The sequence below is a fragment of the Serratia nevei genome (genome assembly GCF_024160145.1).
Lineage (GTDB): Bacteria > Pseudomonadota > Gammaproteobacteria > Enterobacterales > Enterobacteriaceae > Serratia > Serratia nevei_A.
Genome location: NZ_JAMYWQ010000039.1, coordinates 1 through 11,564 on the forward strand (window position 1 = coordinate 1; position 11,564 = coordinate 11,564).

Here is an 11,564-nt window from a genome sequence, read left to right on the forward strand (position 1 = left end):
ACCTGTTCGACAACGGCTAATTTAAAGGATAGAGAATAATCGCGTTGTGTGCGTTTAACATACTGGTTCATCACATTTTCCTCTGTGCGTGAGTAAAATGTGTCAACGCTATTTAGGACGGGTCACGGGCATAAAAAAAGGTGGCCCGAGCCACCTTTTTGCTGCGCGATCTGCGGGAATTACAGCAGGTCGGCGATCATTTTTTCCAGTTTGCCCTGGTCTACGGCGAACTTGCGGATGCCGTCGGTCAGTTTCTCAACCGCCATCGGATCCTGGTTGTGCTGCCAGTAGAACTCAGGTTCGGTCAGTGCGGCAGGACGCGCCTTCACTTCACCGGTGTAAGACAGTTTGCGCTCCAGCGCGCCTTCGCTCTCCGCCAGCTCTTTGAGCAGCGCAGGGGCGATGGTCAGACGGTCACAGCCAGCCAGTTCGATGATTTCGCCGACGTTACGGAAGCTGGCGCCCATCACCACGGTGTGGTAACCGTGCTGTTTGTAGTACTGGTAAATTTCTGTCACGGAGATCACGCCCGGATCTTCGTGTGGGGCGAACTCTTTCTTGTCGCCGTTGGCTTTGTACCAGTCGAGGATACGGCCGACGAACGGCGAGATCAGGTAAACGCCGGCTTCGGCACAGGCACGAGCCTGAGCGAAGGAGAACAGCAGCGTCAGGTTACAGTTGATGCCTTCTTTCTCCAGCTGCTCCGCCGCGCGGATGCCCTGCCAGGTCGAGGCCAGTTTGATCAGAATGCGATCGTTGCTGATGCCGGCTTCGTTGTACAACTTGATCAGGCGCTTGGCCTTGGCCACGCTGGCGACGGTGTCGTAAGACAGACGCGCGTCCACTTCGGTGGAGATGCGGCCCGGAACCAGTTTGAGGATCTCCAGACCGATGTTGACCGCCAGCTTGTCGGCGGCGTCGGCGATCTGCTGCTCGCGATCGCTGCTCTGGCCACGTGCCCAGGCGATGGCTTCGTCAATCAGTTTGCGGTATTCAGGAATTTGGGCTGCATTGAGGATCAGCGAAGGGTTGGTTGTGGCGTCCTGCGGTTGATACAGCTTCATTGCCGCGATATCACCCGTATCTGCAACCACCGTCGTCAGCTGGCGCAGGGAAGTTAATTTGTCGGTCATGTTGGCATTATCTCATCGTTTGTGCATGAACTTTTGGCATTGTTCAACCATGCCCTGCCCTGATAATAACATGCGCCAAGCCCGGTGCAAGGCTGGAAAACCGCGGCGCGCAAGCATCTGTTTTATCCTTGGGCGAGCAACCGTTTACGCCGATATCTTTCGCCATTACCGAGCGGATGAAAAGACAATAACGTGCTATCGTCCGAATAAATTATGTTAAATTCGAAAAAATTGATGCAATTCGTCCGCTAATCTGCGAAAAATCTTAATCGACTGACGCCGGACTGATTCCAGCTAAGCTCTTGTAAAAAATAGGCCAATGTTTTTCACCTGCGGTGGATGCTGCAAGGTGCGCATTAAATTACGATAAGAGGAGGGATCCCTTGACGGACCTGATGAACTTTATAAACAACATTTTGTGGGGTTCGGTACTGATTTATCTGCTGCTCGGCACCGGCATTTATTTCACGTTGCGCACCCGCTTTATCCAGCTTCGCCACTTCAGCCACATGTTCTCGGTGTTGAAAAACAGCAACAAGAGCGACAGCGCCGGCATTTCCTCCTTTCAGGCACTGTGCACCACGCTGGCGGCGCGCGTCGGCACCGGCAACCTGACCGGCGTCGCCATCGCGCTGACCGCCGGCGGCCCCGGCGCCATCTTCTGGATGTGGGTGGTGGCGTTTATCGGCATGGCCACCTCCTTTGTGGAAAGCTCACTGGCGCAGCTCTACAAAACCAAAGACGATAACGGCAACTACCGCGGCGGCCCGGCCTACTACATGGAAAAGGGCCTCGGCATGCGCTGGATGGGCGTGCTGTTCTCGATCTTCCTGATTATCGCTTTTGGCCTGGTGTTCAACGCCGTGCAGGCCAACTCCATCGCCCAGGCCTCCGCCGTCGCCTTCCATTTGCAGCCGCTGCACGTCGGCATCGGTCTGGTGCTGCTGAGCGGCGTGGTGATCTTCGGCGGTATCCGCTCCATCGCCAAAGTGGCCGAGCTGGTGGTGCCGCTGATGGCCGGCGCCTACCTGCTGCTGGCCCTCTGGGTGATTGGCCATAACATCGAACACATGCCGGCGATCCTGATGCTGATCTTCAAAAGCGCCTTCGGCCTGCAGGAAGCCGCGGCCGGCGCGGTCGGTTACGGCATCTCCCAGGCGATGACCCAGGGCGTGCAGCGCGGCCTGTTCTCCAACGAAGCCGGCATGGGCTCGGCGCCCAACGCGGCGGCGGCCGCCTCACCTTACCCGCCGCACCCGGCTTCGCAGGGCTACGTGCAAATGCTCGGGGTGTTTATCGATACCATCGTTATCTGCAGCGCCACCGCGGCGATCATTCTCTCTTCCGGCATCCTCGATCAGCCGACCGACAGCATCAGCGGCATCGATCTGACCCAGCGTGCGCTGTCGACCGCCGTCGGCAGTTGGGGAACGCCGTTCGTCGCCATCGCCATCTTCTTCTTCGCCTTTACCTCGATCATCGCCAACTACGCCTACGCCGAGAGCAACCTGGTGTTCCTTGAGCACAACCATCCGGGCGGCCTGATCATTTTCCGCTGCGTGGCGCTGGGCATGGTGATGTTCGGGGCGCTGGCGGAGCTGCCGCTGGTGTGGAAAATGGCGGATACCTCGATGGCGCTGATGGCGATCACCAACCTGACGGCGATCCTGCTGCTGTCGCGGGTGGCGCTGAAACTGGCCGACGACTACCATCGCCAGCGCCGCTTGGGCAAGCTGCCGACCTTCGACGCCAACCGTTATCCGGAGCTGAAGTCGCAGCTGGAGCCGGGCGTGTGGGACGACCAACAGCCGCCGCGCTGAGTTTTCCGGGGCGCGTGCCATGCGCGCCCCGCCTATTGGACCGATTGCCCCTTTTTCCCGCGCTTTTTGCTACAGTATCCCCACTTGGATAAACAGGATCTGGCCATGCTCGTTATTATTTCCCCTGCAAAAACTCTCGATTATGAAAGCCCGCTGGCGACAGAACGTTTCACGCAGCCCGAACTGCTGGACCAGTCTCAGCGGCTTATCAACATTTGCCGCGAGCTGACGCCGGCGCAAATTGCCAGCCTGATGAGCATCAGCGACAAGCTGGCCGGGCTGAACGCCGCGCGCTTTAGCGAGTGGCAGCCGAAATTTACCCCGGACAATGCCCGTCAGGCGCTGCTGGCGTTCAAGGGCGACGTTTACACCGGCCTGCAGGCGCAGGATTTCAACGAGGCCGATTTCGACTTTGCCCAGCGGCATCTGCGTATGCTGTCCGGCCTGTATGGCGTGCTGCGCCCGCTCGATCTGATGATGCCGTACCGGCTGGAGATGGGCATCAAGCTGGAAAACCCGCAAGGCAAAGATCTGTACGGCTTCTGGGGCGATCAGATCACCCAGAAACTCAACGAAGCGCTGGAGCAGCAGGGCGACGACGTGGTGGTCAACCTGGCGTCCGACGAGTATTTCAAGGCGGTGAAGCCGGCCAAACTGCACGGCGCGCTGATCAAACCGATCTTCCTCGACGAGAAGAACGGCAAGTACAAGGTCATCAGCTTCTACGCCAAAAAAGCGCGCGGGTTGATGAGCCGCTTTATCATCAAGAACCGCCTGACGCGCAGCGAGCAGCTGGTGGACTTCAACCTGGAAGGCTACGCCTTCGACGAAGCCGCCTCGCAGGGCAATGAACTGGTGTTCAAACGCCCGGAGCAGGCATAAAAAAAGCCGTCGCAAGACGGCTTTTCGCATTCTAGCCTGCCGAATCTCAGGCCGGCAGCCCCATCAGGAACTTGCGCAGCTCGGCAAAGCCGGCCGGCAGCGTGTGCGACAGCAGCGGCAGATCGGCCCGCAGCGCCAGCGCTTTCGGCAACGGCAGTTGCTGGCCGAGGATCGCTTCTACGCTCTCTTTAAACTTGGCCGGATGCGCGGTACCGAGGAACAGACCGAACTCCCCTTCCTGCAGCTGATCGCGCAGCGCACGATAGGCAATGGCCGCGTGCGGTTCTGAGATATAGCCCAGCTCGGCCAGTTCACGCATCGTTTCCCGGGTGGTCTCATCGCTGACCGCCGCGTGGCCCAGCTCTTTCAGCTGCCAGACCTTACGACGGAACAGCTCTTCCACGCGCGGCCAGTTGTTTGGCTGGCTGACGTCCATGGCGTTGGACAGCGTCGCGACCGTGGCGTGCGGCTGCCACTCGCCGCTGGTCAGGAAGCGCGGCACGGTGTCGTTGGCGTTGGTGGCGGCGATAAAGCGCTTCACCGGCAGACCCAGCGACTTGGCCAGCAGCCCGGCGGTCAGATCGCCGAAGTTACCGCTCGGCACCGAAATCACCAGCTGATTGCGCGCTTCCTGCGGCAGCTGTGCCACCGCTTCGAAGTAGTAGCAGATCTGCGCCAGCAAGCGGCTGATGTTGATCGAGTTGGCCGAGTTCAGGTGCAGCGCCTCTTTCAATTCCCGATCGTCGAACGCCTGCTTCACCAGCGCCTGACAGGCATCGAAGTCGCCGTCGATCGCCACGGTGTGAATGTTGCCGCCCAGGGTACAGAACAGCTTCTCCTGCAGCGGGCTGATTTTGCCCTGCGGATAGAGGATCACCACCCGGACGTTTTTCAGGCCGTAGAAGGCGTGCGCCACGGCGGCGCCGGTGTCGCCGGAGGTGGCGGTCAAAATGGTCACCGGCTGCTCGCCGGCCACTTCCGCCAGCATCTGCGCCATAAAGCGGCCGCCGAAGTCTTTGAACGCCAGCGTCGGGCCGTGGAACAGCTCCAGGCAGGCGACGTCTTCGGTCACTTTCGCCACCGGCGCCGGGAACTCAAAGGCGGCCTGCACGCGTTTCTTCAGCGCCGCTTCCGGTACCTCTTCGCCGATAAAGGCCGACAGAATGCGGCTGCTGCGGGTGACAAAGTCCTGCTCCAGCAGCTGGTCGATCTCGGTCAGTTCGAACTCCGGCAGCGCCAGCGGGAAGAACAGCCCCTGCTGCTTGCCCAGGCCTTGTTTGATCGCCTGCGCGAAGCTGACCTGCTCGTTGTGATCCTTAAGGTTGTACAGTTTCATGCGTTATCCCAGTAGTCGAGCGCCTGCGGTATCCAGACGGCAAATATGAACAAAACCTTCGTCGTTTTGCAGATAGTGTTGTTGCAGCCAGGCGGCCATGCGTTGCGCGGTGGCGCCGTCGTTGCAGACGGCGAACAGCGTCGGGCCGGAACCGGAGATACCGCAGGCCAGCGCGCCGATCTCCTGCGCCGCCTTGCGCGCTTGCGCGAAGCCCGGCAGCAGCTGGGTGCGGTACGGTTCGGCGATCACGTCCTGCATCAATTTGGCGGCCAGCTGCGGCTGCCGGGTGTGGCAGGCATGGATAAAGCCGGCCAGATAGCGGCCGTGGCTGATGCAATCCTGACGACGGTATTGCGCGGGTAAAATGGCGCGCGCTTCGGCGGTGGAGACCTTGATGCCCGGATAGGCCATGACCCACAGCCAATCGTCGAAGCACGGCACCGCCTGGCTGATGATGCCTTCTTCTTCCAGCATCAGCTGCAGGCCGCCAAGGTAGCAAGGCGCCACGTTGTCGTAATGCACGCTGCCGGAAATGCGGCCTTCCAGCTCGCCCATCAGGCCGAGCAGCGTCATGTTATCCAGCGGACGATCGCAGAATTCATTCATCGCCATCAGCCCGGCGACCACCGAACAGGCGCTGGAACCCAGCCCCGATCCGATCGGCATGTTCTTTTCCAACCGCATCGCCACCGGCACTTCGCGGCCGATCTCCTGGCAGAAACGCTCCCAGCATTGATAAACGATGTTTTCTTTCGGCTCGGCCGGCAGCTTGCTGACGAAGCGCCCGGCATTCTGCAAACTGAACGTCTCGGCGGCTTCGACGCTGACGCAGTCGCCCAGCAGCGTGCCGTCGATCGGCGAAACCGCCGCGCCCAGCACATCGAAACCGACGCTGACATTACCGATCGAGGCCGGTGCATACACCTTAACCATATTAAACTCCCAACTTCCATGACAGTGTGCGCAGCAGATCGGCGAACACGCCCGCTGCGGTCACATCGTTACCGGCGCCGTAGCCGCGCAGCACCAGCGGCAGCGGCTGATAATAGCGGCTGTAGAAGGCCAGCGCGTTCTCGCCGTTCTTCACTTTATACAACGGATCGTTGCCGTCCACCGCCTCGATGCGCACCTTGCAGCGCCCTTCGTCGATCAGGCCGACATAGCGCAGCACCTTGCCCTGTTCGGCGGCGTTGGCCACGTTGCGCGCGAACTCTTTATCCAGCTCCGGCAGCCGCGCCAGGAACTGATCCACGTCGCCCAACGCATCGAAGGACGGCGGCAGCACCGGCTCGACTTCGATATCGCTCAGCTCCAGCTTGTAACCGGCCTCGCGCGCCAGGATCAGCAGCTTGCGCGCCACGTCCATCCCGGACAGATCGTCGCGCGGATCCGGCTCGGTGTAGCCGTTGGCCCGGGCCTGCAGGGTCGCCGCCGACAGCGACAGCCCTTCGTCCAGCTTGCCGAAGATAAAGGACAGCGAACCGGACAGGATACCGGAGAAGCGCACCAGCTCATCGCCGGCGTTCAGCAGGTTTTGCAGGTTCTCAATCACCGGCAGCCCGGCGCCGACGTTGGTGTCGTAGAGGAACTTGCGGTGCGAACCGGCGGCGGCCGCGCGCAGTTGCTGATAATAGTTCATCGACGAGGTGTTGGCCTTTTTGTTCGGCGTGACCACGTGGAAACCGTCCGCCAGGAAGTCCACATACTGATCGGCCACCGCCTGGCTGGAGGTACAGTCGACGATCACCGGGTTCAGCAGGTGATACTCCTTCACCAGCCGGATCAGGCGGCCGAGATTGAACGGCTCCTGCGCGCCGGCCAGCTCGTCGCGCCAGCTGTCCAGCGCGATGCCGTGCACGTTGGTCAGCATCACGCGCGAGTTGGCGATACCGCACACCCGCAGGTCGATATGTTTTTGCTTCAGCCACGGCTGCTGGCGGTAGACTTGCTCGATCAGCGCCCCGCCGACGCCGCCGACGCCGATGACGAACACTTCGATCACCTGATCGGTGTTGAACAGCATCTGGTGGCTGACGCGCACGCCGGTGGTGGCGGAGTCATTGCTGACCACCACCGAAATTGAACGCTCGGAAGAGCCCTGGGCGATGGCGACGATATTGATGTTGGCACGCGCCAGCGCGGAGAAGAAGCGCGCGGAGATGCCACGCAGGGTGCGCATGCCGTCGCCGACCACCGAGATGATCGCCAGGCGCTCCATGACGTCCAGCGGATCCAGCACGCCGTCTTTCAACTCCAGATAGAACTCCTCCTCCAGCGCGCGGCGGGCACGCTGCAGTTCGCCTTGCGGCACACAGAAGCTGATGCTGTATTCGGAAGAGGATTGGGTGATCAGCACCACCGAAATGCCGGCGCGCGACATCACGGCGAACACCCGCGCGGCCATGCCGACCATGCCTTTCATGCCCGGGCCGGAGACGTTGATCATCGCCATGTTGTTCAGGTTGGTGATGCCTTTCACCGGCATCGCGTCATCGGTGCTGTCTTTGCCGATCAGCGTGCCGGGGGCCTGCGGGTTGGAGGTGTTTTTGATCAGGCAAGGGATTTGGAACTGGGCAATCGGCGTGATGGTGCGAGGGTGCAGCACTTTGGCGCCGAAATAGGAGAGCTCCATCGCCTCCTGGTATGACATCGATTTCAGCAGCCTGGCGTCCGGCACGGTACGCGGATCGCAGGTATACACGCCGTCGACGTCGGTCCAGATCTCGCAACAGTCGGCGCGCAGGCAGGCGGCCAGCACCGCGGCGGAATAATCGGAACCGTTGCGGCCCAGCACCACCAGCTCACCCTTGTCGTTACCGGCGGTGAAGCCGGCCATCAGCACGATATGGTCGGCCGGGATCGCCGCCGCGGCAATGCGCAGCGTGGACTCGGCGATGTCCACGGTGGACTCCAGGTAGTGGCCCTGCGCCAACAGTTTCTCCACCGGATTGATCACCGTGACCGGGTAGCCCTTGGCGCGGAATACCCCTTCCATGATGGCGATGGAGAGCTTTTCGCCGCGGCAGATAATAGCCGCGTTCACGCTGTCCGGGCACTGCCCCAGCAGCGAAACGCCGTGCAGCACCTGCTTGAGCTGCGCGAACTCCTGTTCGACCACGCCCTTCAGGCGATCGTATTCAAAGCCCGGCAGCGCCTGCACCAGGCCGCTCAGCAGGTCGGCAAAGATCCGCTCGGCGTCGCTGATATTCGGCAGAATGTCCTGGCCCGCCACCGTTTTGTCGATCATCGCCACCAGATGGTTGGTGATCTTTGCGGGGGCGGACAAGACCGTGGCTACCTGTCCCTGACGCGCGTTACTCTCCATGATGTCGGCGACGCGCAGAAAACGTTCTGCATTCGCCACCGAGGTTCCGCCAAATTTCAGCACTCGCATGTGTGATCTCTCCGAATTTAAGCCGAAAAAAAAGCCCGCACTGATTAGGTGCGGGCTTTTTTCTGTGTTTCCTGTGCGCGTCAGCCCGCCCCGTTACCTGTGGTATCGGTGGTGGTAATAATTGTGGTTTTCAGGCTGATGTTGCGCATATTGTCTGTCTGTCTCATGAAATACTCTGTCCCCTCTATTGGTTAAAGCAATCGCTATCCCAAGTCAAACGATTTCTTTTTTTTGCTTATTTTCCGTTCAGCGGCGACATTGCGCGATACCGGAGGTAAAAAGCAAAATGACAGAACAAAAAAACAAATTAAAGCCGATTTAATAGTGGATCACACTGGTTAGCCGCCTGATGTAGCCGCTATCACTTGGCGAGTTTTTTTTCGATGTCGTGCAGCAGCGTATGCAACATCGCCGTATCTCGCTGTTGCAGCGCGCCAAGGCGCTGGTGCAGCCAGTCGCGCAATTTTTGGTCATCACCGACATCCAGTGCGTTCAACAAGGCATCGGCACGGCGGCGCAGCGCCTTGAGCTGCCCTTCCGACGCCGCCGTTTCCTGCGGCGTGCTGACGCCCATCAGGCTCGCCAGCTGATAGCAGTACACCATCACCGCCTGGCCCAGGTTGAGCGACGGATAGTCGGCCTGCATCGGCACGCCGGTCAGCAAATCCGCCAGCGCCAGCTCTTCGTTGGTCAGGCCGGAATCTTCGCGGCCAAACACCAGCGCGGCCTGGCCGACCCACTGCTTACGCTCGCTCAGCTGTTCCAGCAGCTCAGGCGGCGTGCAGTAGTAGTGAAAACGCGCGCGGCTGCGGGCGGTGGTGGCGACGGTGAAATCCACGTCCGCCAGCGCCTGCTCCAGCGTGGCGAACCTTTGCACGCCGTCGAGGATCTCGCCGGCCCCGTGCGCCACCCAGCGCGCCGCCGGCTGCAGATGCGCCTCGCTGTCGACAATGCGCAACGAAGCGAAACCCATGGTTTTCATCGCACGCGCCGCCGCGCCGACGTTTTCCGGCCGCGCCGGAGCCACTAAAACAATATGAAGCTGCATCACTCTTCCACCGAAGGCGAGCCTGCGTTTTGACGGTGGCGCAGCGCCCGCTTATATTTACAATTGCGTAACAATAAACGCGTTAATAGCAACAAACAAGATTAAACGGCTCGTTGAGCTAATAAACCCGTCGTAATAGTCATTATTCGTGCTTATGTTTTACTGCATTTATTTATCAATGAGTTAAAACAAGGCGATGATCAATAAGCGAATAATTGTATCCTATCGGGCCGGATAATGCTGAATCGTTCACAGAATTTGAGGTTCTGTGACTTAAACTGGCATTTCTGTAAGTGTTTTTCACAAATCTGTTAACGTGCTACAATTGAATTTGATATATGTCAACAAAGCGTAGTTTTGTTGGGTGATGAATTCGGCACGCGCTGTTATATTGCTGTTAATGGGGTTAGGATATGCGCCGATTTGGCACCCCAAGGGGTTGTAGGAAACAGCATCCCCACCAGGCTAGCGATCTTGTTGACATGAGATGGAAAGTGCATCAAGAACGAGTTTACGTACTTTAGTCATTTGCTGAGAGGGAACGTGGCGCTATCTCTGCCCTCCTCTAAGAAAACAGAGACTTCTGTACTTCCGATTTTCTATTTTGTTGGCAATTTTAGGTAGCAAATATGCAGACCCCGCACATTCTGATTGTCGAAGACGAGTTAGTCACTCGTAACACCCTGAAGAGCATTTTCGAGGCGGAAGGCTACATTGTTCATGAAGCCAATGATGGTGCAGAGATGCACAATATCCTGTCTGAAAATGATATCAATCTGGTCATCATGGACATCAACCTGCCAGGCAAAAACGGCCTGCTGTTGGCGCGCGAACTGCGCGAACAGGCCAGCGTCGCCTTGATGTTCCTGACCGGTCGCGATAACGAAGTGGATAAAATCCTCGGCCTGGAAATCGGCGCCGACGATTACATCACCAAACCGTTCAACCCGCGTGAGCTGACCATCCGCGCGCGCAACCTGCTGTCGCGCACCATGAACCTGGGCAGCCTCGGCGAAGAACGCCGCCTGGTCGAGAGCTACAAATTCAACGGTTGGGAGCTGGACATCAACAGCCGCTCGCTGATCAGCCCGGCCGGCGAACAGTACAAGCTGCCGCGCAGCGAATTCCGCGCCATGCTGCACTTCTGCGAAAACCCGGGCAAGATCCAGTCCCGTGGCGAACTGCTGAAGAAAATGACCGGCCGCGAGCTGAAGCCGCATGACCGCACCGTGGACGTCACCATCCGCCGCATTCGCAAACACTTCGAATCGACGCCGGATACGCCGGAAATCATCGCCACCATTCACGGCGAAGGCTACCGCTTCTGCGGCGATCTGGAAGAGTAATTCCGGCCTGCCGTCATGAAAACGGGGTTCAGCATGCTGAACCCCGTTTTTTTATTTCGTCTCGGCCCACGGCATGATCGGCACCGCGCTCAGCGCGTTCTTCGGCGAACCGTCGATCACCTTGTCGGAGTAGCTCAGGTAAATCAGCGAATTGCGCTTGGCGTCGTAGAAGCGCACCACCTGCAGCTTCTTGAACACCAGCGAGGTGCGTTTCTGGAACACCACATCGCCTTCCGCCTTGCCGTTCTTGATCTTGTCGCTCAGCTCGATAGGCCCCACCTGTTGGCAGGAAATGGCCGCGTCGGCGGTGTCTTCCGCCAGCCCCAGGCCGCCTTTGATGCCACCGGTTTTGGCGCGGCTGATATAACAAGTTACATTTTTAACATCCGGATCGTCGAACGCTTCCACCACGATTTTGTGGTCCGGCCCCAACAGTTTAAACACGGTATCAACGGAACCCACCTGCTCCGCCTGCGCGCTGCCAACGGTTGCGCAAACCAAACCGAATAAAAATATCCAGCCTTTTTTCATTTACTTAACTCCGATATAACCTTGTCGCGAAAATAGGTTCGGCGATGACCATTATTTATGTCTAAGCTCACGGA

Annotated in this window: 10 protein-coding genes and 1 other annotated feature; of the genes, 3 read left to right on the forward strand and 7 right to left on the reverse strand. The window is 59.0% G+C overall.

Annotated elements, in window-relative coordinates:
- Positions 1-179: 179 nt before the first annotated feature.
- Positions 180-1,133: a transaldolase gene (tal, locus tag M6G53_RS20795; protein ID WP_253334206.1), complete on the reverse strand. Its 954-nt coding sequence runs from the start codon at positions 1,131-1,133 to the stop codon at positions 180-182.
- 383 nt (positions 1,134-1,516) lie between these two features.
- Here tal and M6G53_RS20800 point away from each other — a divergent pair, with 383 nt between their 5' ends.
- Both M6G53_RS20800 and yaaA read left to right on the forward strand, forming a co-directional pair.
- Positions 1,517-2,953 carry an alanine/glycine:cation symporter family protein gene (locus M6G53_RS20800; RefSeq protein ID WP_253334209.1) on the forward strand — a complete coding sequence of 479 codons (1,437 nt, stop codon included), beginning with the start codon at positions 1,517-1,519 and terminating at the stop codon, positions 2,951-2,953.
- Between the two features lie 105 nt (positions 2,954-3,058).
- The gene (gene yaaA, locus M6G53_RS20805) at positions 3,059-3,835 is read left to right on the forward strand and encodes a peroxide stress protein YaaA (protein WP_253334211.1); all 777 of its coding nucleotides are present in this window, start codon (positions 3,059-3,061) and stop codon (positions 3,833-3,835) included.
- A gap of 46 nt (positions 3,836-3,881) precedes the next feature.
- On the opposite strand, the gene thrC is transcribed toward yaaA, so the two are convergent.
- The 5 genes from thrC to M6G53_RS20830 form a co-directional block, all read right to left on the reverse strand.
- A complete protein-coding gene (thrC, locus tag M6G53_RS20810; RefSeq protein WP_253334213.1) occupies positions 3,882-5,171 on the reverse strand; it encodes a threonine synthase in 1,290 nt (429 codons plus the stop codon).
- A gap of 3 nt (positions 5,172-5,174) precedes the next feature.
- On the reverse strand, positions 5,175-6,104 hold the full coding sequence (thrB, locus tag M6G53_RS20815; RefSeq protein WP_253334216.1) for a homoserine kinase: 930 nt from the start codon (positions 6,102-6,104) through the stop codon (positions 5,175-5,177).
- A 1-nt stretch (position 6,105) separates the two neighbouring features.
- Positions 6,106-8,565, reverse strand: a complete 2,460-nt coding sequence (thrA, locus tag M6G53_RS20820; protein ID WP_253334218.1) for a bifunctional aspartate kinase/homoserine dehydrogenase I — start codon at positions 8,563-8,565, stop codon at positions 6,106-6,108.
- A 24-nt stretch (positions 8,566-8,589) separates the two neighbouring features.
- Positions 8,590-8,707, reverse strand: a sequence feature (Thr leader region).
- A complete protein-coding gene (gene thrL, locus M6G53_RS20825; protein ID WP_071525951.1) occupies positions 8,646-8,732 on the reverse strand; it encodes a thr operon leader peptide in 87 nt (28 codons plus the stop codon). It overlaps the preceding feature by 62 nt.
- A gap of 194 nt (positions 8,733-8,926) precedes the next feature.
- A complete protein-coding gene (locus tag M6G53_RS20830) occupies positions 8,927-9,613 on the reverse strand; it encodes a tRNA/rRNA methyltransferase (RefSeq protein WP_253334219.1) in 687 nt (228 codons plus the stop codon).
- Between the two features lie 629 nt (positions 9,614-10,242).
- On the opposite strand from M6G53_RS20830, the gene arcA reads away from it, so the two are divergent.
- Entirely contained in the window at positions 10,243-10,959 is a 717-nt protein-coding gene (arcA, locus tag M6G53_RS20835) for a two-component system response regulator ArcA (protein ID WP_004933003.1), read from the forward strand.
- 51 nt (positions 10,960-11,010) lie between these two features.
- Here the strand turns inward: arcA and creA are convergent, their stop codons facing one another.
- On the reverse strand, positions 11,011-11,490 hold the full coding sequence (gene creA, locus M6G53_RS20840) for a protein CreA (RefSeq protein WP_038878540.1): 480 nt from the start codon (positions 11,488-11,490) through the stop codon (positions 11,011-11,013).
- Positions 11,491-11,564: the final 74 nt, after the last annotated feature.